We start from the raw sequence: 23,323 nt of genomic DNA, 5'->3' as shown, positions 1-23,323 counted from the left end.
AACCGTCAGCGACGACCCCGGACCGCTTCGGTGGGCGGCACTAGGACCGGCGGAGGTGCCCGGTGGCCGACGCGCACGCTTCGACGTACCCACGCACCAGCCGACGATGGTCGTCGTGCCGCCAGGCCAGGGCGAGTTCGGCCGGGCTCAGACCGGTCACCGGCCGGGTCACCACACCGTCGTGCGCGATCAGCGGCGCGTTGCCCGTGGCGACAAGGACCACGCCGTCCCCGTTGACCAGGGCTTCGTAGGTCTCCTCGGTGCTCGACACCTCGGCTCCGATGACCGGCGGATGCCCGGCGCGTTCGTCGAGGGCGAGCCAGTAGTCGCGCAGCACACCCGCCGTGCGCGGTAGCGCCAGGAAGGGCTCACCGAGCAGCTCGGTGAACGCGATGCTGTCCCCGGTGGCGAGCGGGTGGGTTTCCGGGAGGGCAACGAGCCTCGGTTCCGTGGCGACGACCAGCCATCGGTAGCGTTCGTCATCGGCCAGCGGCAGCCAGACGAAGGCGACATCGGCCGAACCGTCGGCCAGGCCTGCCGTCGGATCGTCCCAGCCGACTTGGCGCAGAACGGTTTTCGCGGCCGGGAACGCGGTGGCGAATCGAGAACGCACCGCGGGCAGGATGCCACGACCCGGGCTGGTACTGATGCCGATCGACAGCACGGCACGCGCGGCGGCCTTCGCCGATTCGACGGCGGACTCCGCCGTTTCCCACGCGCCGATGACCCGGCGCGCCTCGGGCAGCAGCGCCTCGCCGACGGGCGTCAGCGCGACCGAGCGGGTGTCACGCACGAACAGTGCCGCACCCAGCTGACTTTCCAGCTTGCGAATCTGCTTGCTGAGCGCGGGCTGCGAGATGTACAGCGCCTCAGCGGCGGCGGTGAAGTTCAACTGGTCGGCGACCGCGACGAAGTAGCGCAGGTCGCGCCCGTGCACATCCATAACCCTTGGTTATCACAAGGGGTCTTGGACGGCATCCCGGCGTGGCGGAAGTATCGACGGCGAAACACCAACGGACAGAGGAGAATCTGATGAGCATCCCGCAGATCTGGCTGGTCACCGGTGCGAGCAGCGGCTTCGGTCGCGCGATCGCGGAGGCGGCGATCGCGGCGGGCGACACGGTCGTCGCCGTGGCCCGCCGCACCACGGCACTGGACGATCTGGTCGCCGCGCACCCCGATCAGCTCGAGGCCATCGCCCTCGACGTCACCGACACCGCGCGCATCGACGCGGTGGTCGCCGATGTGGTGGCCAGGCACGGGCGCATCGACGTCCTGGTCAACAACGCGGGCCGCACCCACGTCGGCGCGGTCGAGGAGACCACCGACGCCGAATTGCGCGGATTGTTCGACCTGCACGTCTTCGGCCCCGCCGCCCTCACCCGCGCGGTGCTGCCGCACATGCGCGCCCAGCGCAGCGGTGCGATCGTGATGATGAGCAGCGTCGGCGGGCAGTTGTCGTTCGCGGGCTTCTCCGCCTACAGCGCGACGAAATTCGCGCTGGAGGGGCTGTCGGAGGCGCTGGCCGAGGAGGTGGAGCCCTTCGGCATCAAGGTGCTGATCGTCGAACCGGGCGCCTTCCGCACCGGCCTGTTCGGTCCCGGCGCCGCCGCGTTCAGCGCCGAGAGCGACCTCTACGCCGACACCGTCGGCCCGACCCGCCGGATGGTCGAGGGCGGCAACGGCACCCAGCCCGGTGATCCGGCCAAGGCCGCGACCGCCATCCGCGCCGCCCTGGCCGCCGACAAGCCCCCGCTGCGTCTGCCGCTGGGCGCCGACTCGGTCGACGCCGTACTCGCCCACCTGGATGCGGTCCGCGGCGACGTCCTCGCCTGGGAATCCATCACCCGCGCCACCGATTTCGACGGCACATAGCGGTGGTGGCGCTGTACTTCACCCCGCCCGGCCACCCGTGCGGATCGCCGACAGAGTGGCGCTGTCCCGCCGCGCCCAGCCGACACGGGCCGGACCATCGCGGTCCGGCCCGTTCGCGTCATGCCGGGATCGGAGCTTCCTGCGGCGCGGACGATCCGCGCGCCGGAACGCGTCCCGCCACTTCCCTGACGATCAGGTAGATCGGAAACGCGATGGGCGACAACAGGATCGTGCCGACCAGGAGCGGCGCCATCAGCAGCGGATGGATGCCGCGGTCGCGGCTGTCGAGGTAGATCCAGCGACCGAGGAACAGGTCCCAGGCGATGATCTGGGCCCAGAGTGCGGTCAGGACGGCGGGGTCGGCGACGGCGTCGGTGATCGCGGGCAGGGACGGTGAAGTCACCAGGGACCACATCGCGCCGAGGACCGGAACGGCGACGATCGCCCAGATCACCAAGGGCACCAGGGTGATCCACGGTGAGCCGATGATCGTGCGGGTCCAGCGCCAGGTGGGGGCCAGGATCATCAGCGCCCAGAACGGGACGGTGACGAAGAAGGACAGGTCGAACAGCGTGCTCATGCGGTGACTACCTTTCGGGTGCCGATCGCGCTCGCGACCGAGATCAGGGCGCCGGCGACGACGCCGGTGAGAATCGCGGCGGCCACGGTCAGGGTGGCCTGGTCGGGGTGGATCAGCGGCTGCCCGCGCAAGGCCTGCCAGGTGACCAGCGCGAGCACCGCCGCGTAGCCGGCGGCCATGGTGACGACCAGGCCGACCCGCACGCGCAGTACCCGCAGCAACGGAATCCGTGGTGCGAGGATGACCAGCAGCGCGGCGAACAGCGGCAGCGCCTGCAAGGCGTGCATGCCGAAGAAGTGCGGGATCCGCAGGTCACCGGCGGTGGTGCTCCACCCGGTCACCGGCATGCCCGGTGTGCCGTCGGGCGCGCCGACGGTGTGCGCGCCCGCGATGTCGGCCACCCCGGATTCACGGTTCGGCATCAGATTGCCCAGCGCCAGGCCGACCAGCGTGATCGCCAGGCCGAGCCGGATCGACCAGGTGGTCGCCGCGTCCCCGATTCTGGTCAGCGAGAGCTGCGCGGCGACGACCATGGTGGCGAGAAAGAGCACGATGATGGTGCTGCCCATGATGATCCACAGCACGGCGTCGAAACTCGTTGTCATGTTGTAGTGACTGCGGGTGCCGCGCACCACCTGGCCCACGATGATCAGCTGTTCGATCGTGCCCGCGACGACGATCACCGTCGCCATCCACCAGGTGAGCCGGGATGCCCTGGGCCGCAACGAGATCAGCCACGCCAGCGCGACGCTGTAGAGCACGAACGACACCGCGAACTTGGTCGGCTTGAACCACGCGGTCGACCCCGTGATGACCCGGTCGTCGACCAGCATCCCGACCACGGCGACGACGGTGAGCACGGCGTTGCCCGCGGCGAACCAGAGCAGCGGGCGATGCAGACGAGCCTGCCGCCGCGGCAGCGGATCGAGGGTTGTGAGGGCAGTCATGGTAAATCTCCCAAGATAGATAGCTGTACTATCCGTTATGGATAGCTAGACTATCCGCTACAGCGAAGGCGAGCAAGGGGAGCGCGGAAAACGGAGGTTGAACTGTGCGGATCTCGGAGTTGAGCGAGCGCAGTGGTATCGCGGTGGCGACGATCAAGTACTACCTGCGCGAGGGCCTGCTGCCCCCGGGCGAACGCACCAGCCCGAACCAGGCCAGCTACGGCGAGGACCATCTGCGCAGGCTGCGGCTGGTGCGCGCGCTGATCGAGGTGGGCGGGCTGCCCGTGGCCACCGTCGGCGAGGTCCTAGCCGCCGTCGACTCCCCCGACCTGCCGCTGTTCAGCCTGCTCGGCGTGGTCCAGGACAGCATCTCCGCCCCGGTACCGCCCGCGGCCGACGCGGAGTGGGAACGCGCCTCGGCGACCGTGCGCGCGGAGATGGATCGGCGCGGCTGGGACAGGAAACCCAGTCCCGAGGCGATCGACACGCTGACCTCGGTGCTCGTGCGGCTCGCGCAGCTGGGCTACGCGGACTGGGGCGAAACAGCCCTGCCCAGCTATTTCGACGGCGCGCGGGTGATCGCGGAGAACGATGTGACGACCGCGCTGGCGGCGGGCGGACGCGACGACATCATCGACGCGGTCGTGGTGCTGACCCTGCTCGGCGACACCGCACTCGCCGCCATCCGCCGCATCGCCCAGGCCCAGGTCTCGCTGGAAATGCTGAACAACCCCCAGGAATGAGCAACGGCCCCGCGGAATCTCGCGGGGCCGTCGTCGTCCGAGCTTTCAGAGCAAGCGCGACAGGAATGTCTTCGTGCGCTCGTGCTGCGGGTTCGCCAGCAGCTCACGCGGCGGACCCGATTCCACGACCACACCGCCGTCCATGAACACCAGTTCGTCGGCGACCTCGCGGGCGAAGCCCATCTCGTGGGTCACCACCACCATCGTCATGCCCGAATCGGCGAGCTCGCGCATGACGGTGAGCACCTCACCGACCAGCTCGGGGTCCAGTGCCGAGGTCGGCTCGTCGAACAGCATCAGCTTGGGATCCATCGCCAGCGCGCGTGCGATGGCCACGCGCTGCTGCTGACCGCCGGACAGCTGCGCGGGGTAGGCGTTGCGCTTGGCCGAGAGCCCGACCCGTTCCAGCAGTTCCTCGGCCCTGGCGATCGCCTCGGTCTTGCGGATGCCACGCACCTGGGTGGGCGCCTCGATCACGTTCTCCAGCGCGGTGCGGTGCGGGAACAGGTTGAAATGCTGGAACACCATGCCGATGTCGCGACGCTGGATCGCGGCATCGCGCGGATGCATCTCGTAGAGCTTGCCGTTCTTCTCCCGGTAGCCGACGAGCTCGCCGTCGACGTACAACCGGCCTGCGTTGACCTGCTCGAGGTGGTTGATGCAGCGCAGGAACGTCGACTTGCCCGAGCCGGACGGCCCGACCAGGGTCAGCACCTTGCCCCGCTGCACCTCGAGGGAGATGCCCTTGAGCACCTGCAACGCGCCGAAGTTCTTGCACACCCGATCGGCCAGCACCATCGGCGGTGCGGCCACTTGTGGTTCGGTCATTTCGCCTTCACCGCCGCCTGCGCCGTGGCCAGTTCCTCGAGCTGCTTGGCCGTCAGCTGCCGGGTGGCACCGCGCGAGTAGTAGCGCTCCAAGTAGTACTGCCCGACCATGAGCACGCTGGTGATCGCCAGGTACCAGGTGGCACAGACGAGCAGCAGCGGGATCGGCTGGAAGTTCACGCCGTAGATGTCACGCGCACGGCCGAACAGGTCGGTGCTCAACGGGATCGCGGTGACCAGCGAGGTCGTCTTGAGCATGCCGATCAGCTCGTTGCCGGTGGGCGGGATGATCACCCGCATGGCCTGCGGCAGCACGGTGCGGCGCATGGTCTGCGTCCATGACATGCCCAGCGCCACCGAGGCTTCGCGCTGCCCCTCACCGACGGAGTTGATGCCGGCGCGCACGATCTCGGCCATATAGGCGGCCTCGTTGAGGCCGAGGCCGAGCACCGCGAACAGGAACGCCGCCTGCAGGTTCTGCACGTCGAACTCGAAGAACTGCGGACCGAACGGCACCCCGAGGTGAATCTGCTTGTACAGCGAGGGCACCAGGCCCCAGAACACCAACTGCACGAACACCGGGGTGCCACGGAAGATCCACAGGTACACCCACGCGGTGGTGCGCAGCACCGGGTTCGGGGACAGGCGCATTACCGCGAGCACCGTGCCGAGGCCCACCGCGATCGCCATCGCGAGCACGGTGAGCTGCAGGGTGACGATCGCGCCCGCGACGATCCGGGTGTCGAAGAGGTACTTGCCGTAGGTGTCCCACCGGTAGGCGGGATTCGTCGCGGCTCCGTAGACGAACAATCCCACCAGGATCAGGATGATTGCCGCCGCGATCCAGCGGCCCGGCCTCCGCAGCGGGACCGCTTTGATCGGTTCGGGTTCGGTGCCCGGTCCGGGCACCTCCACCGTTGTGTCCTTCTCGGTCACGTCAGCTCACTGCGCCGTTGATCACCGAGGTCTTGATCTGACCCTCCTGGACGCCCCAGTTGGTGGTGATCTCGCCGTACTTGCCGTTGTCGATCAGGTGCTGCAGCGCCTTCTGCAGGGCCACGGCCAGCGGCGAGCCTTTCTGCACGGCCCAGCCGTAGGGCGCGGAATCGAACAGCGGGCCCGCGGCCTCGATCTTGCCCTCGCTCTGCTTGATGGCGTAGGCGGTGACCGGCGAATCGGCCGACATCGCGTCGACCTGACCGAGCACCAGGGCGTTGGTGGCCGCGCTCTGCTCGTCGAAGGCCTTCATTTCGATGGCGGGCTTGCCCTCGGCGACGCACTTGGCGCTCTTGGCGGGAATCTCGTCGGTGTGCTCGACCGTAGTGGCCTGTACGGCGACTTTCTTGCCGCACGCATTGTCGGGATCGATGGCTTTACCGGTTTGCTGGGCCCACTGGATGCCCGCGGAGAAATAGGTCGTGAAATCGACCTGCTGTTCGCGTTCACGCGAATCGGTGATCGAGGACATACCCACGTCGTAGGTGCCCGCCTGAATCGCGGGAATGATCTTCTCGAAGTTGGATTCGACGTAGTCGACCTTCAGTCCGAGGGTGGTCGCGACCGCGTCGAGCAGGTCGACGTCGAAACCGACGATCTTGCCGCCGGCGTCCTTGTACTCGTTCGGCTGGTAGGGCACATTGACGCCGACGACGATCTTGCCTGCCTGCTTGACCTTGTCGGGGACGGCCGCGGCGAGCGCGTCGACCTTCTCCACCGACACCTTCGTCACCGTGGAGGTATCACCCTCGGTGTTGGTGGTGCAGCCACTCAGCACCAGGGCGCCACCGGCGACCGTACAGAGCAGCCGCACGGCGCCGCGGCCGAGAACAGTTCGAACAGACAAAGGAGCCTCCACATTTCACGTCGACGCCGGCCACGTGTCAGCGCCTGTTTGGCAATGTATGCGAACCGGACACAGCGTGGTGCGACAGTAACCGAAGATTAATCAGCCAATGTGAAAGGGGTCCCTTCACCTGCGGTGCACGCGGGCTCTGACCTGCTCGGTGAATTCGCTGGTGGAAGCCAGACCACCGAGATCCGCGGTCGCGATTCCGGCCGCCAGAGTAGCGGCGACGGCACGAGTGATCCGGTCCGCCGCGTCGTCGAGTCCGCGGTCGTCGTGGCGAACGGCCAACCACCGCAACAACATCGCCGACGACAGCTGCAGTGCCGCCGGATTGGCGCGGTTGCGTCCGGCCAGACCGGGCGCGGCCCCGTGCACGGCCTGTGCCATCGCCTTGGTGTCCGAACAGTTCAGCGACGCGGCCATGCCGAGCGAGCCCGCCAGCTCGCCCGCCAGATCGGACAGGATGTCACCGAAGAGGTTCTCGGTGACGATCACGTCGTACTCGCCGGGCGCGCGGACCAGGTGCGCGGCCATCGCGTCGACGTGCTCGTCGTCGACCCGCACGTCCGGGTACTGCGCGGCCACCTCGTAGCACACGTCGCGGAACAGGCCGGTCGTCATCGGCAGCACATTCGCCTTGTGCACCACGGTGACTCGCTTGCGCCTGCCCCGCGCCAGCCGCAGCGCCTGATGCGCGATCCGCTCGCACGCCTGCCGGGTGATCACCGCCACCGCCATCGCCACATCGGGCGTCGGCCGGAACTCCCCCGACCCGGCGAACATGTTGCGGTCGGCGTAGAAGCCTTCGCTGTTCTCGCGCACGATGACCAGGTCGATGTCCGGTGCCGTCGACCGCACCCCGGCGAACGCCACCGCGGGCCGGATATTGGCGTAGAGGCCGAGCCGCTTGCGGATCACCCCGCCCGGCGCGACCCGCATGTCCGCGGGATAGGACGCGTTGTCGTGGGGGCCGAGGATCCAGGCATCGAGGTCCTCGAGCGCGCGCAGCGTCTGCTCCGGCAGCGGGTCGGCGCAGGCCGCGATAGCCTCGTGGCCCATCAGCAGCGGCACCCACTCCACCGGCCCGAGTCCCGCCGCGCCGATCGCCTCGTCGACGACAGCCCGCGTCGCGGCGACCACCTCGGGGCCGATTCCGTCACCGTCGATCACACCGAGCCGCAGGCTCGCCTTCGCACCGTTCACACCCCCATCCTCGCGCCTGTCGGGGCCGACCTGACCACGGGGACACGCCACAGCGACTACTTTCTGCAGATCATGGTGCAGTCGGTGGAGTTGCTCCTGGACGAAGACAGTGAGGCCGAGGTCCGCAGACAGTGGGCGGTGCTGGTGCAAGCCGGCCTCGGCAGCCCCCGTGGCACCGTCCATCGGCCACATGTGACGGTAGCGGTGGCACGCGAGATCTGGCCGCGGATCGACCGCGCGCTGGCCGGGATCGAGTTCCGGCCGCTGCCGATCCGGCTGGGCGGGCTACTGGTCTTCGGGGCGCGCAGGCCGATCCTGGTGCGGCCGGTCATCGTCACCGCGGACCTGCTCGACCTGCACCGCCGCGTCTATGACCTGGTCCAGCCCTGCCCCGGCATCCCCGCGACGATGCGGCCCGACGCATGGACACCGCACGTGACCCTGGCCCGCCGGATGCCGCCGGACCGACTGGGCGACGCTGTCTCGGCGGTGGCCACCGACCACGATTTTCCAGCCGTTGTGGTGGGCATTCGCCGCTGGGACGGGGAGGCGCGACAGGAGCGCATCGTGGTCGGTGGAAGATAGAGAGACGCCACGGCGTTACAGCCGGGGACACCGACAAGGAAGGGACGTCATGGCCACCCAGACGCTGACCCAGCAGAACTTCGACGAAGTCATCACCGGAAACGACGTGGTCCTCGTCGATTTCTGGGCAGAGTGGTGCGGTCCGTGCAAGAGCTTCGCACCGACTTTCGAGAAGGCCTCCGCGCAGCACACCGACGTGGTGTTCGGCAAGGTCGACACCGAGGCAGAGCAGGGACTCGCCGCCGCGGCGAACATCCGGTCCATCCCGACGATCATGGCCTTCCGCGAAGGCGTGCTCGTGTTCGCCCAGCCGGGCGCGCTGCCGCCTGCCGCGCTCGAGGACCTGGTCACCCAGGTGAAGGGCCTCGACATGGACGAGGTCCGCAAGCAGATCGCCGAGCAGGCCCCCGCCGCCGAATAGGCGCGACGAAACGTCAAGGGCCCGTTCACCTTTGGTGAGGCGAACGGGCCCTTTGTGCTCTCCGGAATCAGCCGGCGAGCAGGTTGACGCAGGCGATCATGGCGCGCACGGTCGATTCGGCGCCGTCGCCGGCCATGGCAGCGGCCCAGCCGCGCCTGCCGTTGAACTCGCACTGCACGAAGGTGGCGGTGCCCTCGGTGGTGCGGCGCTGGTGGAACTGCAGGATCTCGAGGGGGTAGCCCTCGTCGTAGAGCGCCGAGGTCATGGCGGCGACCGGGCTACCGGTCGCGATGACGGTGCGCAGGTGATCGGCGAATTCCAGGGTCGCGGTGAAATCCGTTCCGGAACAGGTGAATTCGCCGAGGACGATCGGTCCGTCGATCCGGGCGTACCGGTCGAGGAACTGGGCGGGAGTCAAGTCGGTGGTCTCGGCGCGCAGCCCCTTGGGGGCGGCGTCGAACAGGGCACGGTCCAGTGTCAGCAGTGTCATTGCAGGTGAGGTCTTCCCGAAGATCGTCTTCGTTGGCAGTGGGACCAGCAGAACAATGAAAATCAGCCCGCAGCGAGGGGGCCGGTCCGAATCAGACCCCGCTACGGCGGGTTACTACGAGAAGAATCTGCCGTGTGGCTGCCTGCGCGGTCTGCGCAGCAGCGGCCGCGCGGTCGCGGTCAGCGACAAGCAGCGCGGCAAAGCGGTCGGCGGGATTCGGCACGAGTTCGACAATAGGGCGATCGTCGCGAAACCGCAACCTACTTACCGGCTCGACGTGTCTACCCGTGAGTACCATCACCGCAGCTCAGCGCCTACTCACTCCGCGCCGGTACCGTGAACGCATGGGTACGGTCTTCGCGATGACGATCCCAGGGCTGGCGATCCTGCTGATCCTGCTCGCGCTGCTCGAGGTGGTGGTCAACCGGCTGACCGGCACGCGCGTGCTGCCGTGGACGCGCAAACGCACAGGGCCCGCGGTGGCGGCGACCGGGTTCGAGCACCTCACGGCGATGTTCCAGGGGTCCAAGCAGCACGAGTTCGAGCAGCGGCAGAGCACGCTGATGCACCGGGAGACGCCGTCGGAGGGCGCGCCGCCACGGGATGAGGTGGATCTGGCGGGTGGGTCGGCCAGGTTGGTCGCGCGCGAACGCTAGCGGTCGCCGCCCAGTCGCTCGACCGAACCGAGTGCCCGAGCCGAACCGTCGACGTCCACCTGCAGGCGCAGGCTGCCGGGCTGCAGACTGGTGCGCAGCACGACCTTGTCGCCCATCATCACCGGGCCGACATGCTCGACGATCGCCCGGTACGGCAGTTCGTGGTGGTCGGGCTGGGCGGCGAGGGCTTCCTCGACCGCCTCCCAGTAAACGGCGTTGTTGACGTGGCCGAGCCGGTCCACATCGGTCACCCGCAGCGGGAACGACACCGCCTCCGCGGCGACGCCGTTGAGCTCGGTGAGCGCGGCGCGCCAGCGCAGCCGATGCTCGGTGGTGCTGGCCAGCATCGGCGCCATGAACGCGTCGCTCATCCGCGCCGGGCGCCCCGCCACCGGGTCGATGTGGATCAGGAACGCGGCGGCCTCGATGTGCCCGCCCCGCTCCCCCTTGAGCTGAATCCGCATGTCGCACCAACGATTCGACAGCGCGTCGGCCCAGCGGCGTAGGTGCACCCGGTCACCGAACATGATGGGTTCGTAGACGTCGATGACGGTGCGCCGCACGATCCACGCCTGGTGCGCGTCGCCGTCGGCGACGGCGTCGAGATGATCGAACCCGATGTCTTGCAGATACCGCGCCACGGCGTCCAGGCGCAGCCGGTCGTTGCCGTCGGTGTCCCCGAGGCGCACCGGCCACGACACCGCGAAGGCCTGCTCGATATCGGGGCAGTCGGGCAGCGGGGTCGCGATGACGTCAGTGGTCATGTGTCCGATGCTGCCACATTCCGCCGCTGCCGCTGCCCGGCGCCGAGGCGTTTCGCGCCGCCGGAATCAGCCGCGTTCGGCGGCGGACTTGATCCCCTCGACGTGGGTGGTCCACATCCCGCGCGCGTGCTCGGCCTCCGCCTCGGTGGCGTTGTTGTCCTGACTCAGCGACAACCGCGTGGTCGTGTCGTCCCCGGTGAGTTCGTAGGTGAGCGTGTGATAGTTCTCGGGCAGGTCGTCCTGGCCGCTCAGCGGGCTGTAGTGGGTGACCTTCAGCAACCGGCCCGGCTCGACAGCGAGAATCTCCCCGCGGTCCTCGTAGGGCTTGCCCTCGTACTCGCCCTGCCACACGATCGGGCTACCCGGCTGCCAATCGGTGCGTACCTCGGCACCGAACATGAACCGGCGGATCTGCTCCGGGTCGGTCAGCACGTCCCATACCCGCTGCGGAGAGGCGCTGATCTCGGTCTGCGCGGTCGCGACGAATCCGGTCATGATGCTCAACTCCTTCGGTCGACCACCCCACACTACGACCGCGCGACCCCCGCGTCTTGGACAAAGGCGCCAGGCTCCTCGGCGGTGTTTTACGGTTCGTGGACGCTCCGCGAGTCGCCGCCGGGAAACGGCGGGCGCGCGTTACGGTCGCCGCGCTCGACCCATTGTTACCCGCGCGAAAGGATCAATCGACATGGCATTCGAAGTCAACGGAGCTATCGGCGACCACTACAACGAGGCTGGTGGCGTGTCGAGCCCACTGGGGGAACCGACCTCGGATGAGCGGGACGCACCCAACGGTGGCAAGTTCCAGGAGTTCACCGGCGGCGTCATCTACTTCACGCTGCCGACGGGAGCCAAGACCGTGTACGGCGCCATCCGGCAGGCGTGGGAAGCCGAGGGCGGCGCGGGTGGCCGACTCGGCTACCCGACCTCCGACGAGCAGGACATCGACGGCGGCAAGATCAGCCACTTCGAGAACGGTTCGATCAGCTACTCGATCGCCGACGACGCGGTGACGGTCAACGCCTGACCAGCGTCCCGTTTCCCAGCCACTGTGGGCACCGATCCTGAGCGGTCGGTGCCCACAGTGCCGAGTAGGCCACGTCAGTGCGCGGCCGCGTCCCAGCTGCGGCCGGTGCCGACGGACACCGTCAGCGGCACCGAGAGTTCGATGGCCGAGGACATCTGTTCGCGGGCAAGGGCTTCCAGCGCCTCGCGTTCGCCGTCGGCGACCTCGAAGACGAGTTCGTCGTGGATCTGCAGGAGCATCCGCGAGCGCAGGCCTGCCTCGCGCATGGCGTTGCGCACATTGATCATGGCGACCTTGATGATGTCGGCGGCGGTGCCCTGGATCGGGGCGTTGAGGGCCATCCGCTCGGCGGCCTCGCGGCGCTGACGGTTGCTGGAATCCAGGTCGGGCAGGTAGCGGCGGCGACCGAACAGGGTTTGGGTGTAGCCGACCTTGCGGGCCTGCTCGACGACCTCGGCCAGGTAGTCACGGATGCCGCCGAAGCGGTCGAAGTAGACGTCCATCTGCTCCTTGGCCTCGGCGGTGCTGATCTTCAGCTGCGCCGAGAGGCCGTAGGAGCTCAGACCGTAGGCCAGACCGTAGGACATGGCCTTGATCCGGCGGCGCATCTCCGGGTTCACCTCCGACAGCGGGATGTCGAAGGCCTTGGACGCGACGAAGGTGTGCAGGTCCTCGCCGGAGTTGAACGCCTCGATCAGACCCTCGTCGCCGGACAGGTGCGCCATGATCCGCATCTCGATCTGGCTGTAATCCGCGGTCATCAACTCGGTGTAGCCGGGGCCGACGACGAAAGTGTCGCGGATCTGGCGGCCGGTGTCGGTGCGGATCGGGATGTTCTGCAGGTTCGGCTCGGTCGAGGAGAGCCTGCCGGTGGCGGCGATGGTCTGGTTGAAGGTGGTGTGCACGCGACCGTCGTCGGCGACCGACTTGAGCAGGCCGTCGACGGTCACCTTGAGCCTGGTCGCGTCGCGGTGCGCGAGCAGGTGCTCGAGGAAGGCGTGGCCGGTCTTCTCGAACAGCGATTCCAGCGCGTCGGCGTCGGTGGTGTAGCCGGTCTTGGTGCGCTTGGTCTTCGGCATGTCGAGCTCGTCGAACAGCACCACCTGCAGCTGCTTGGGCGAGCCGAGGTTGATCTGCTTGCCGATCACCTCGTACGCCGAGTTCGCCGCATCGGCCACCCGGTCGGCGAACTGACGCTGCAGCGCCTCGAGCTGGGCGACGTCGACGGCGATACCCGCCTCTTCCAGCTGGCCGAGCACGCCGAGCAGCGGCAGCTCCATCTCGTCGAGCAGGGCAGTGGACTCGATCGCGGCCAGCTCGGTGTCGAGCGCGTCGGCGAGGTCGGCGACCGCGCGGGCACGCAGCATCTCCTGGCGCGCGGTCTCGGCGGCGACGGTGTCCTCGTCGTCGAGCAGCGAGAGCTGACCCGTGTCGCCGGTTTCCACGCGCAGTTCGCGCTTGAGGTAGCGCAGGGACAGATCGTCGAGGTTGAAGCTGCGCTGGCCGGGCCGGACCAGGTAGGCCGCCAGCGCCGTATCGGTGGTGAGACCGGCCAGGGTGAACCCGCGACCACGCAGCGCGTGCCCGGCGGCCTTGGCCTCGTGCAGTGCCTTGGGCACGGCCGGGTCGGCCAGCCAGGCTCCCAGTGCCGCCTCGTCCTCGGGGGTGAGCACGGTGAGGTCGATGTAGCCGCCCTCCCCGTCACCGGCGGCGATGGCGATCGCACGGGCGTCGCCGTGCACCGGGGTGCCGGTACCGACCACCGACAGACCTTGGCGCACACCGGCTTTCGCGTGCTCGGCCAGCCAGTCGGCCACCGCGCCCTGATCGAGGGCGCCACCGCTGATCTCGAAGCCCGATTCGGCCTCGGGCTCGGCGGAGCCGAGGGTCTCGAAGAGCCGGTCGCGCAGCACCCGGAATTCCAGGTCGTCGAAGAGCTGGTGGATCTTCTCCCGGTCCCACGGCGCCTGCGCGAGCTGGTCGGGGGTGTAGGGCAACGGCACCTCGCGCACCATCTCGGTGAGCTGGCGGTTGAGCACGACGCTGGACAGGTTGGCGCGCAGCGCGTCGCCGACCTTGCCCTTCACCTGGTCGACCTTGTCGACGAGGGTGGCAAGGTCACCGTATTCGCGGATCCACTTGGCCGCGGTCTTCTCGCCGACGCCGGGGATGCCGGGCAGATTGTCGCTCGGGTCGCCGCGCAGGGCCGCGTAGTCCGGGTACTGGGCGGGGGTGAGTCCGTATTTGGTCTCCACCTCGGCCGGGGTGAAGCGGGTGAGATCGGAGACGCCCTTGCGCGGGTAGAGCACGGTGACGTCGTCGTTGACCAGCTGGATGGCGTCGCGGTCACCGGTGACGATGAAGACCCGGTACCCCTGGGCGACGGCCTGGGTGGTGAGGGTGGCGATCACGTCGTCGGCCTCGTAGCCGTCGATCGCCATCACGGGAATGCCGAGGGCGCCGAGCACGTCCTTGGTGAGTTCGACCTGACCGCGGAACTCGTCGGGCGTCGCGCTGCGGTTGGCCTTGTACTCCGGGTAGGCCTCGGTGCGGAAGGTCTTGCGGGACACGTCGAACGCCGCGGCCACATGGCTGGGCTTCTCGTCGCGCAGCAGATTGATGAGCATCGAGGTGAACCCGTACACCGCGTTGGTGGTCTGCCCGGTGACGGTCTTGAAGTTCTCCGCCGGTAGCGCGAAGAACGCGCGATAGGCCAGCGAGTGCCCGTCCAGGAGCAGCAGCGTCGGCCGCTCACCGCCCGAATCGGTGGTCGTTGTCGATGCCTGCGCAGTCGTCGGTGAACTCACCCGGATGAGTGTAGGGACCACCACCGACACCCCCGAACCCCGCCGCGCCGGTGGGGCCCGACGGGTACCCGAGACTTCGGTACCGACCGTGCGTCGCCGACCGCGCCGGATCGGGCAGCCGTGCTGTCCACCCCGCTGACGGCGCGACGCGCCAGCGCCACACCGAGGCGAGGCCTTCTGGCCCGGAAACGACCTGTCCACGAACACCGCGAAATGTGATGATGGGGAGAGTTTTTCAGCTAGGAGTCGCCATGAAACCGTCCGTCGACACCACCCCGGCCGCCGCCCTCGACATCGCCCTCGCCCGGTTGCACAGCCGGGAATCCGACGCCTGCACCGCCTACGCCCACAACACCAATCCCCGCGCTCTCCCGACTCCACGTACGCCGCGCACGTCGTAACGGTCACGCCACGTGCCGATCGAGTTGCCGTGGCCCGGTTTCGCCGCGACCGCCGCGCCCGAACAGCCGTTCCGGGAGTTCATCCTCAAAGTGCAGTCCCGATGCAACCTGGACTGTGACTACTGCTACGTCTACCACCTGGCCGATCAGTCGTGGCAGAAGCAGCCCCGCGGGATGAGTGATGCGGTGGTCGAGGCGGTGGCGAATCGCATCGCCGAGCACGCCCGAGCGCACGACCTCGACGAAGTCGCGATCCGGTTACACGGCGGGGAGCCCCTGCTGACCGGACCGGATCTGCTCATCCGGATCACCGAGACCATCCGCGCCGGAGTCGCCCCGCTGCGCGTTCTCGCCTCCGTCCAGACCAACGGCGTCCTGCTCGACCAGAGAGCTGCCGAACGCTTGGTCGACGCGCAGATCGGCATCGGGGTCAGCATCGACGGTGACCGATCGGCCAACGACCTGCATCGCCGATTCCGCGACGGCCGGTCCAGCTACGACGCCGCGGCAGCGGCGATCACCCTGCTGGGCGGACCCGGCCTGCGCGCATCGTTCGGCGGCGTCTTGTGCACGGTGCAGCTGGCCGCCGATCCGCTCGCGGTGTGGGCGAGCCTGCTCGACCTCGGCACTCCCGCCGTGAATTTCCTCCTGCCGCACAGCACCTGGGAGAACCCGCCACCGGGTTCGGGTCACGCGGACGGGCGGACCCCCTACGCGGACTGGCTCATCCCGATCTTCGACGCGTGGTTCGACGCACCGGAGAGCCCGTGCGAAGTCCGGATATTCGAGGATCTCATCCACCTGATCCTCGGCGGCAGTGCCAGCTACGAAGCATTCGGACTCAACCCGATCGCCCTGGTGGTGATCGAGACGGACGGCTCCTACGAGCAAGCCGACAGTATGAAGGCGGTGGGCGAAGGTGCGGCGGCCACCGGGATGAGTGTCTTCCGGCATTCGCTGGACGAGGTCGCGCGTCTGCCCGCCTTGCGTGCCCGCCAGATCGGCACCGCGGCACTCGCATCGGCGTGCCTGGACTGCCGGCACCATCGCGTCTGCGGCGGCGGTCTGTACTCCCACCGCTACCGCCCCGGCACCGGTTTTCGCAACCCCTCGGTGTACTGCGCCGATCTGTTCGCGTTGATCAGCCACATCGAAGCGAAGGTCGAGGCCGGATTGGCCCGCCGAGGGACCTCACTGGCCCGGATACGGGAGGCCGCTCAGGACGGCCCGTGATCCTCCTCGAAGCCGAGTGCGGCAAGGCGCGCACGCACCGAGTCCGCCTGCGCCGACCCGGATTCGAGATAGATCGCCAACGCGCTCAGCAGCGCCGCGATGGCGCTCTCGTCGTGCCCGCCCTGCGCCTCCAGCTCGGCAAGCGCCTGCAGGGTCTCGGCCGCACCGAGCCGGTCGCCGCTGTCGCGACGCACCGTGACCGCTGTCTCGAAGGCCGATCGGGCCGCCGCCGGACGCGACATTGCCACCAGCGTCCGGCCGATATCGTGGCGGACTACTCCCTCGACATGGGGATCCAGGTCTCGGCACACCGCCAGCGCCTCGTCGAGCAGGGACATGGCCTCGACATACTCGCCACGATCGAACCGGGCGGCCGCGAGCACCTCGTGCAGGACGATCGCCTCGCTGCGGGCATCCCCCACCTCGCGCCAGATCTGCAGCGCGGCCTCGCCGAACTCGATCGCCTGGGCTTCGCGACCGAGCTCCAGCGCCGTCTCGCCCAGGTTGTTCAACGCCATGCCCTCACCGATCCTGGCACCGAGTTCACGGTTGATCCGCAGCGAGTCCGAGAAGGCCGACCAGGCGTCGGCCGGACGTGCCGACTCGAGCAATGCCCCGCCGAGGCTGGTCAGACACCATTGCTCAGCGAACGGATCGCCCAGCACGCGAGCGGCTTCCACGGCGTTCTCGCTCTGCGCGAGCCAGTCGCCGTAGTGCCGGCGAATCTTGTAGTAGGTCGCGGCGGCGAGGGCGATCCGCCAGGCCAGGCTCGGCAGCCCGGACTCGAGCGCACTGCGGACGCCGGCAGCGAGGTTCATCCGTTCGGCATCACACCACCGCAGGGCCGCGTCATAGTCGCCGAACCCCACCGGCGGCAGCTCCGGCCACGGCGGATCCAGTGGGACATGGCGGCGCGACGGCGCGAACAGCCGATCCGCGGCATCGATGGAGCGCAGGTACCAATCCAGTTCCCGTCCCAGCGCCTCGCGGCGGACCTCCTCGGCGTCCTCCGCTTCGGCGCGCTCGACCGCGTAGTCGCGCAACAGGTCGTGGAATCGGTACCGATCCGGCCCCGGGCGTTCCAGGACGTTGAAGGCGACCAGTGCGTCCAGGGTGCGTCGCGCCCGATCCGGCGAGGTGTGCAGCAGGGCGGACGCGGCCACCGAGCCGAATTCACCGCCGGGGTGCAACGCGGTCAGCCGGAACGCCCGCTGAAGATCACCCGATAGATTGCGGTAGGACCAGGAGAACACCACACGAACCTCCGTGGCTGGATCCCCGTCCAATCCGGACAGGGTGTCGAGACGGTGCCGCTCACGCCCCAGCTCGGTGGCGAGCTCGGACAGCGACATTCCGGACAGAGCCGAATACTCGGCCGCGATGCGGAGCGCCAGCGGGAGGCCGCCGCACAATCGGGCGATGTCCCGGGCCGCGGCGTCGTCGGCGGAATCGGTCACAGCAGCCAGCAGCTCGGTCGCGTCGGTGGGCGCCAGCGGGGACAGCGTCATCCGCGTCGCACCGTCGTGGACCACCAAGCCGGTCAACGGACCGCGGGTCGTGATGATCGCCGCGCAGGACCGCGGTGGCAGCAGGGGGCGCACCTGCTCGGCGGAGCCGGCGTTGTCGAGCAGGACCAGCACCTTGCGGCCGTCGAGCAGCCCCCGATATCGCTGGACGAGTAGTTGTTCGTCGGAGTCTCGATCACCGTGCCAGCTGTCGTCCAGGGACCGGATGAACAGGTCCAGCGCGGCGTAGGTCGTCACCGCCGGGACAGCGCTGTAGCCCTGCAGGTCGATGTAGAGCTGTCCGTCCGGAAACCTGCCCAGCGCCGCACGCGCGGTCAGCACGGCCAGGCTCGACTTGCCGACGCCGGGCGGCCCGCCGACGATCACGACCGGCCGGCCGTTCTCCGCGCGCACCCGCGACAGCAACACGGACCTGCTCTCGGCCCGATCGACGAATCCTGTGACACCGAAAGGTAATTGGCGTGGAATCGGGCGAGCAACGTCGACCTGCCGCGTGTCGACCACGCGCAACATCAGTCGCATGATCGCCTGCAGCAGCTTGGCCTGCAGATCGCCGGGATCGAGCGCGTCGACCGTGGTCAACCCACTCTCCCTGATCTTGTGCCGGAACACGTCCTGACGCTGTTCGACCCGGTCGTTCTCGACGAACACCATCAAGCGGTGCTTGCCCGACTCGGTCGCGGTGTCGAATTCGAGTTCGGTGTAGGAACGGCTCGGATCGTCACGGACCGGCGATCCATAACGCGCGCCGATGATTCCGACGTAGAGGTCGGCCTGGCGTACCGCTTCGACACACACCTGCGCGGTCGGTCGTTCGTCCGCGGTGAAGTACCGCATGTCGACCGGCGCGTGCTGTGACTGCTTCACGGCGTCCTCCGCCGCGTCGATCCACGACCGGCCAGCCGGCCGGACTCGGAGATCCCCGGTGTGGCTCAAGAAGATTCGCCACGGACGCGCGACCTCTGTCACAGGTCAACGGTAGCCGCCGACCGGTCTACCCGCCGGGGAAACCGACGACAGCTCCGCTCAGGGCGGGGCGGAAGCGCCGACGACATCGGCCCCTGTACCGCTCATCGAGCGGTACAGGGGCCGATTGCCGGGTGAACCGGGTCAGTCGTGGCCGAGGTAGGCGGACATGACGGCGGGGTCGGTGAGCAAGGCGGAGCCCGCTCCGGTCTTGGTGACCTCGCCGGTTTCCAGGATGTAGGCGCGGTCGCTGCGGGTCAGCGCCTGCTGGGCGTTCTGCTCGACGAGCAGGACGGTGGTGCCCTGGCGGTTGATCTCGCTGATGATCTTGAAGATCTGCTGGATCACCATGGGCGCCAGACCCATCGACGGCTCGTCGAGCAGCAGCAGCTTCGGGCGGGCCATCAGGGCACGGCCGATGGCCAGCATCTGCTGTTCGCCGCCGGAGAGCGTGCCGCCGACCTGCTTGCGGCGTTCGGCCAGGCGCGGGAACAGTTCGAAGATCCAGTCCAGCGTCTGCTGGTACTCGGCCTTCTGCTCGAACGGCCTGCCGTAGCAACCCATGTCGAGATTCTCCGCCACGGTCATGCCGGGGAACACCCCGCGACCTTCCGGCGCCTGGATCAGGCCGTGCACCACCCGGTCGTGCGCCTTCATCGAGGTGATGTCCTTGCCCTCGAACAGGATCTTGCCCGAGGTGAGCGGCAGCAGACCCGACAGCGCGCGCATGGCGGTCGTCTTGCCCGCGCCGTTGGCGCCGAGCAGGGTGATCAGCTCGCCCTGGTCGACCGACAGCGAGATCCCGTGCAGCGCTTCGATTCTGCCGTAGTTCACGACCATGTCGCGAACCTCGAGCAGCGGCACCCGCTGCTCGACAACGGCCTCGGGCTCCTCCCGCGCCGCTTCCACCACCGTGGCCGGCGCCTCCGTCGGCGCCGCTTCCGCCGCGGCGGCGGCACCGGCTCCCTCGCGCACCTCTTCGACCGTGTCCGCGTCGGGCACACCGAGATAGGCCGCGATGACCGCCGGGTCCTCGCGTACCTGGGCGGGCAGGCCGTCGGCGATCTTGCGCCCGAACTCGAGCACCACGATCCGGTCGGTCACGCCCATCACCAGACGCATGTCGTGCTCGATGAGCAGCACGGTGTAGCCGTCGTCGCGGATCTTGCGGATCAGATCCATCAGCGCCGACTTCTCGCTCGGGTTGAACCCGGCGGCCGGTTCGTCCAGGCACAGCAGCTTCGGCTCGGTCGCCAGCGCTCGCGCGATCTCGAGCCTGCGCTGGTCACCGTAGGAGAGGTTGCGGGCCTTCTCCACCGCGCGCGGTGCGATGCCGACGAACTCGAGCAGCGCCATGCCACGTTCGATGGCGTCGCGTTCCTCGCGCCGGTGCTTCGGGGTGCGGAACACCGCTCCGGGCACCGAGGTGGTGTGGCGGGCGTCGGTGCCGACGACCACGTTCTCCAGCGCCGTCATCTCCCCGAACAGCCGCACGTTCTGGAACGTGCGCGCGATGCCCATCCGGGTGATCTCGTTGCGCTTGGTCTTGGCCAGCGGCTGCCCGTCGAAGTGCACGCTGCCCGCCGCGGGCTTGTAGACACCGGTGATCGCGTTGAAGCAGGTGGTCTTGCCCGCGCCGTTGGGGCCGATCAGGCCGAGGATCTCGCCGCGGCGGATCTCGAAGCTGACCCCGTCCAGTGCGGTCAGACCGCCGAACTTCACCGTCAGGCCGTCGGTGCGCAGCAGCGCCTCGCCCACCTCGGTGTCGATCGCGCGATGCGGCGCGACCACCTCGGCGACCGTCTCGGCGTCGCCGAGTTCGGGCAGCACCGCGGTGACGTCGACCTCGCCTGCCGGTTCGACCTCCGGCGCGGGCTTGTACCCGGCCGACATGTCCTCGTTGTCGTACAGCGCGTCTCCCGCACCCGGCCCGGTCATCGCCCTGCTCCGATCGGTTCGGCCGCCGGCTTGCGCACGACCGCCTGGTACACCTGTCTGCCGTAGGTGAGCAGCTTCTGCCGCACCGGGAACAGACCCTGTGGCCGCAGAATCATCATCACCACCAGCGCGATGCCGAAGTAGAAGTACTTCAGGTCACCGAGCGTCTGCGCGCCGCCCTTGCGGAACAGCAGCACGCTGCCCAGCAGCAGCAGGCCGAAGACCACCGCGAAGATCGACACGGTGATCACCCCGCGCCTGACCCACACGCCGAGCGCGTCACCGCGCCACCGCCACAGCAGCCACAGGCCGACCAGCAGCGCGATATCGAGCCCGAGCAGCAGATAACCGGTCGACTCGCTCGACACCAGCTGCACCGACTGCAACCGCATCGGCAGATACGCGATGAGGAAGGCGCCGACGATCACACCGAGCTTGTTGCCCGAGCCACCGAGCACGACGGCACACAGGAACAGCATCGACAAGATGATGTCGAACTGCTTCGGGTTCACGTAGGTGACCTGACCGGCGTACATGGCGCCCGACAGGCCGCCGACGGACGCGCCGATCACGAAGGCCCACAGCTTGAACTTGAAGGTCGGCACGCCCATGATCTCGGCGGCGTCCTCGTCCTCGCGGATCGCGACCCAGGAGCGGCCGACCCGGCTGCGCTCGAGGTTGCCGATGACCAGCAGGACCACGACGACCAGCGCCATGCCGAGCCAGAACCACCAGGTGCCGTTGTTGGCCCGCTCCAGCGGGTTCGAGCTGTCGGGATCACCGAGGTTGCCCGGGGAGAAGTAGCCACCGGGATGCGCTTCCGATTCGCCGACCTGCGGGTAGGCGATCTTGGACAACCCGAGGCTGCCGTTGGTCAGTTCCTCGAGGTTGTCGGCCATCAGGCGGACGATCTCACCGAAGCCCAGCGTCACGATCGCCAGGTAGTCGCCGCGCAGCCGCAGGGTCGGCGCGCCGAGCACGAGACCGGCGAACGCGGTCAGCGCGACCGCGATCGGCAGGCACGCCAGCCACGCCCAGCTGGGATTGAGCCAGCCGCCGTCGGTCTGGTTCCACGGACTGTTCGGACTGGTCAGCAGGCCGACCGTGTAGGCGCCGACAGCGTAGAAACCGACATAGCCGAGGTCGAGGAGACCGGCCTGGCCGACGACCACGTTCAGGCCGATGGCGATCAGCGCGTACATCGCGAACTGCGCCATCACGCCGCCGAAACTCACGCCGGGGGTGTCGATAAACGGGGGCGGGTACAGCGGCAGGATCGCCAGCACGGCGATGACCGGCACGCCGACGGCCCATTGGCCCGGCCGGGACAGCCCGTCCCACCAGTCGCGGATCGCGTCGCCGAGGCCGCGCCGATCCTGGTCCTTCACCGGTGTTTTCGTCAGGTCGGTCATGCGCGCGCCCTCCCCAGGCTCTCGCCGAGGATGCCGGTCGGCCGGAACATCAGCACGGTTACCAGCAGAACGAACGCGACCACGTCACGCCATTCGTTGCCGAACAGGATCTGCCCGTATTGCTCGGCGACGCCGAGGATCATGCCGCCGAGCAGCGCGCCGCGCAGGTTGCCGATACCACCGAGCACCGCGGCGCTGAACGCCTTGATACCGAGGATGAAACCGCCGGAGAAGATGATGCCGGTGGGAATGTAGAGCGTGTAGAGCATCGCGGCCGCACCGGCGAGCAGACCGCCGATGAGGAAGGTCAGCACGATGACCCGCTCGCGCGAGACACCCATCAGGGTCGCGGTGTCGGGGTCCTGTGCCACCGCGCGGATGGCGCGGCCGAACTTGGTTCTGTTGATGACGATCTCGGTGGTGATCGCGAGCACGATGGCCGCGGCGAAGATCACCAGCGCCACATTGGTGACCTGCGCGCCGAGGAAGGTGAACTGCACCTTCGGCTCGACCAGCCGGATACCGGTCTGGGCGTTGGAGCCGCCGAGACCTGGCCTGATCTTGGGCAGGATGTAGTGGACGAACTCCTGGATCACGAACGACATGCCGATCGCGGTGATCAGGAACGCGAGCGGTTTGGCTCCGCGCCTGCGCAGCGGACGGTAGGCCACCCGTTCGAGCCCGATCGCGGCGATGCCCGAGACCAGCATGCCGAACAGCATCGCCAAGCCGAGATAGGTCACCGTCAGGACGACGCCCTGGGAGTACGCGTTGCCGCTGGGGGCGAAGCCGAGCAGCTCCAGCCCCACGTAGGTACCGAACATGCCGAGCATGAAGATCTCGGAATGCGCGAAGTTGATCAGTCGCAGCACGCCGTAGACCAGGGTATAGCCGACGGCGACCAACGCGTAGATCGATCCGTAGGTGAGTCCGTCGACGGTCAATCGCCAGAACTGGTCGATCACCCCGGAGACGTTGAAATCGATGGAACCCTCGGCCAACAGGGTCACACCGAGCGATGCCGCTGATGTCATGATTTCTCTCGCGTCAGGCAAGCGGTGCGCGTGGCATGGCCA

23 protein-coding genes and 1 pseudogene are annotated in these 23,323 nt (G+C 68.4%); 8 read left to right on the top strand and 16 right to left on the bottom strand.

Features of this window, described 5'->3' with window-relative positions; all coding sequences use genetic code 11:
• Positions 1-40: 40 nt before the first annotated feature.
• Positions 41-943, bottom strand: coding sequence for a LysR family transcriptional regulator (locus ACWF9G_RS30495; RefSeq protein WP_452519571.1), 903 nt, complete (start codon positions 941-943; stop codon positions 41-43).
• 89 nt (positions 944-1,032) lie between these two features.
• On the opposite strand from ACWF9G_RS30495, the gene ACWF9G_RS30490 reads away from it, so the two are divergent.
• Entirely contained in the window at positions 1,033-1,875 is an 843-nt protein-coding gene (locus ACWF9G_RS30490) for an oxidoreductase (protein ID WP_452519569.1), read from the top strand.
• A gap of 118 nt (positions 1,876-1,993) precedes the next feature.
• On the opposite strand, the gene ACWF9G_RS30485 is transcribed toward ACWF9G_RS30490, so the two are convergent.
• A complete protein-coding gene (locus ACWF9G_RS30485; RefSeq protein ID WP_452519567.1) occupies positions 1,994-2,455 on the bottom strand; it encodes an ABA4-like family protein in 462 nt (153 codons plus the stop codon).
• Positions 2,452-3,402: a hypothetical protein gene (locus ACWF9G_RS30480; RefSeq protein WP_452519566.1), complete on the bottom strand. Its 951-nt coding sequence runs from the start codon at positions 3,400-3,402 to the stop codon at positions 2,452-2,454. The genes ACWF9G_RS30485 and ACWF9G_RS30480 overlap by 4 nt, the downstream gene beginning before the upstream one ends.
• A 104-nt stretch (positions 3,403-3,506) precedes the next feature.
• On the opposite strand from ACWF9G_RS30480, the gene ACWF9G_RS30475 reads away from it, so the two are divergent.
• Positions 3,507-4,145 carry a MerR family transcriptional regulator gene (locus ACWF9G_RS30475; RefSeq protein ID WP_379309999.1) on the top strand — a complete coding sequence of 213 codons (639 nt, stop codon included), beginning with the start codon at positions 3,507-3,509 and terminating at the stop codon, positions 4,143-4,145.
• Positions 4,146-4,190: 45 nt separating this feature from the next.
• Here the strand turns inward: ACWF9G_RS30475 and ACWF9G_RS30470 are convergent, their stop codons facing one another.
• From ACWF9G_RS30470 to ACWF9G_RS30455, 4 genes are all read right to left on the bottom strand, one after another.
• Positions 4,191-4,943, bottom strand: a complete 753-nt coding sequence (locus ACWF9G_RS30470) for an amino acid ABC transporter ATP-binding protein (RefSeq protein WP_379310013.1) — start codon at positions 4,941-4,943, stop codon at positions 4,191-4,193.
• Between the two features lie 26 nt (positions 4,944-4,969).
• A complete protein-coding gene (locus ACWF9G_RS30465; protein WP_379309998.1) occupies positions 4,970-5,908 on the bottom strand; it encodes an amino acid ABC transporter permease in 939 nt (312 codons plus the stop codon).
• Position 5,909: 1 nt separating this feature from the next.
• Positions 5,910-6,815 carry an ABC transporter substrate-binding protein gene (locus tag ACWF9G_RS30460; RefSeq protein WP_379309997.1) on the bottom strand — a complete coding sequence of 302 codons (906 nt, stop codon included), beginning with the start codon at positions 6,813-6,815 and terminating at the stop codon, positions 5,910-5,912.
• A gap of 126 nt (positions 6,816-6,941) precedes the next feature.
• Positions 6,942-8,021 carry an isocitrate/isopropylmalate dehydrogenase family protein gene (locus ACWF9G_RS30455; protein WP_452519565.1) on the bottom strand — a complete coding sequence of 360 codons (1,080 nt, stop codon included), beginning with the start codon at positions 8,019-8,021 and terminating at the stop codon, positions 6,942-6,944.
• A gap of 84 nt (positions 8,022-8,105) precedes the next feature.
• Between ACWF9G_RS30455 and ACWF9G_RS30450 the strand changes: the two genes are divergently transcribed.
• Both ACWF9G_RS30450 and trxA read left to right on the top strand, forming a co-directional pair.
• Positions 8,106-8,606, top strand: coding sequence for a 2'-5' RNA ligase family protein (locus tag ACWF9G_RS30450; RefSeq protein ID WP_379309995.1), 501 nt, complete (start codon positions 8,106-8,108; stop codon positions 8,604-8,606).
• A 49-nt stretch (positions 8,607-8,655) separates the two neighbouring features.
• Complete coding sequence (trxA, locus tag ACWF9G_RS30445) at positions 8,656-9,027, top strand: thioredoxin (protein WP_379309994.1); 372 nt, start codon at positions 8,656-8,658, stop codon at positions 9,025-9,027.
• A 67-nt stretch (positions 9,028-9,094) separates the two neighbouring features.
• Here trxA and ACWF9G_RS30440 read toward each other — a convergent pair whose 3' ends face one another.
• Positions 9,095-9,517: a 2-keto-3-deoxygluconate kinase gene (locus ACWF9G_RS30440; protein ID WP_452519564.1), complete on the bottom strand. Its 423-nt coding sequence runs from the start codon at positions 9,515-9,517 to the stop codon at positions 9,095-9,097.
• 344 nt (positions 9,518-9,861) lie between these two features.
• On the opposite strand from ACWF9G_RS30440, the gene ACWF9G_RS30435 reads away from it, so the two are divergent.
• Positions 9,862-10,173, top strand: coding sequence for a DUF6191 domain-containing protein (locus tag ACWF9G_RS30435; RefSeq protein ID WP_379309992.1), 312 nt, complete (start codon positions 9,862-9,864; stop codon positions 10,171-10,173).
• Here ACWF9G_RS30435 and ACWF9G_RS30430 read toward each other — a convergent pair.
• Both ACWF9G_RS30430 and ACWF9G_RS30425 read right to left on the bottom strand, forming a co-directional pair.
• The gene (locus tag ACWF9G_RS30430) at positions 10,170-10,937 is read right to left on the bottom strand and encodes an acyl-[acyl-carrier-protein] thioesterase (RefSeq protein WP_379309991.1); all 768 of its coding nucleotides are present in this window, start codon (positions 10,935-10,937) and stop codon (positions 10,170-10,172) included. The two genes, ACWF9G_RS30435 and ACWF9G_RS30430, sit on opposite strands and share 4 nt — an antisense overlap.
• Before the next feature lie 66 nt (positions 10,938-11,003).
• Positions 11,004-11,432, bottom strand: a complete 429-nt coding sequence (locus tag ACWF9G_RS30425) for an SRPBCC domain-containing protein (protein ID WP_452519563.1) — start codon at positions 11,430-11,432, stop codon at positions 11,004-11,006.
• Positions 11,433-11,625: 193 nt separating this feature from the next.
• On the opposite strand from ACWF9G_RS30425, the gene ACWF9G_RS30420 reads away from it, so the two are divergent.
• Positions 11,626-11,964 carry an LGFP repeat-containing protein gene (locus ACWF9G_RS30420; protein WP_379309989.1) on the top strand — a complete coding sequence of 113 codons (339 nt, stop codon included), beginning with the start codon at positions 11,626-11,628 and terminating at the stop codon, positions 11,962-11,964.
• A 74-nt stretch (positions 11,965-12,038) separates the two neighbouring features.
• Here ACWF9G_RS30420 and polA read toward each other — a convergent pair whose 3' ends face one another.
• On the bottom strand, positions 12,039-14,771 hold the full coding sequence (polA, locus tag ACWF9G_RS30415) for a DNA polymerase I (protein WP_452519560.1): 2,733 nt from the start codon (positions 14,769-14,771) through the stop codon (positions 12,039-12,041).
• Positions 14,772-15,022: 251 nt separating this feature from the next.
• Between polA and ACWF9G_RS30410 the strand changes: the two genes are divergently transcribed.
• Both ACWF9G_RS30410 and ACWF9G_RS30405 read left to right on the top strand, forming a co-directional pair.
• Positions 15,023-15,172 carry a hypothetical protein gene (locus tag ACWF9G_RS30410; protein WP_452519559.1) on the top strand — a complete coding sequence of 50 codons (150 nt, stop codon included), beginning with the start codon at positions 15,023-15,025 and terminating at the stop codon, positions 15,170-15,172.
• Between the two features lie 12 nt (positions 15,173-15,184).
• Positions 15,185-16,405, top strand: coding sequence for an FxsB family cyclophane-forming radical SAM/SPASM peptide maturase (locus tag ACWF9G_RS30405; RefSeq protein WP_452519558.1), 1,221 nt, complete (start codon positions 15,185-15,187; stop codon positions 16,403-16,405).
• Here the strand turns inward: ACWF9G_RS30405 and ACWF9G_RS30400 are convergent.
• The 5 genes and pseudogenes from ACWF9G_RS30400 to ACWF9G_RS30380 form a co-directional block, all read right to left on the bottom strand.
• Positions 16,390-18,900, bottom strand: a complete 2,511-nt coding sequence (locus ACWF9G_RS30400; protein ID WP_452519556.1) for a tetratricopeptide repeat protein — start codon at positions 18,898-18,900, stop codon at positions 16,390-16,392. The genes ACWF9G_RS30405 and ACWF9G_RS30400 overlap by 16 nt on opposite strands.
• A gap of 141 nt (positions 18,901-19,041) precedes the next feature.
• Entirely contained in the window at positions 19,042-19,737 is a 696-nt protein-coding gene (locus tag ACWF9G_RS30395) for an ABC transporter ATP-binding protein (RefSeq protein WP_379311465.1), read from the bottom strand.
• 189 nt (positions 19,738-19,926) lie between these two features.
• A pseudogene (locus tag ACWF9G_RS30390) lies at positions 19,927-20,790 on the bottom strand (ABC transporter ATP-binding protein); the annotation flags it as partial.
• A 41-nt stretch (positions 20,791-20,831) separates the two neighbouring features.
• The gene (locus ACWF9G_RS30385; protein ID WP_379311463.1) at positions 20,832-22,247 is read right to left on the bottom strand and encodes a branched-chain amino acid ABC transporter permease; all 1,416 of its coding nucleotides are present in this window, start codon (positions 22,245-22,247) and stop codon (positions 20,832-20,834) included.
• Positions 22,244-23,281, bottom strand: a complete 1,038-nt coding sequence (locus tag ACWF9G_RS30380) for a branched-chain amino acid ABC transporter permease (protein ID WP_379311464.1) — start codon at positions 23,279-23,281, stop codon at positions 22,244-22,246. The genes ACWF9G_RS30385 and ACWF9G_RS30380 overlap by 4 nt, the downstream gene beginning before the upstream one ends.
• Positions 23,282-23,323: the final 42 nt, after the last annotated feature.

This window comes from Nocardia sp. NPDC055029 (genome assembly GCF_053608525.1).
The sequence above is the reverse complement of the archived record's forward strand: the minus strand, read 5'-3'. Positions and strand labels throughout refer to the sequence as shown.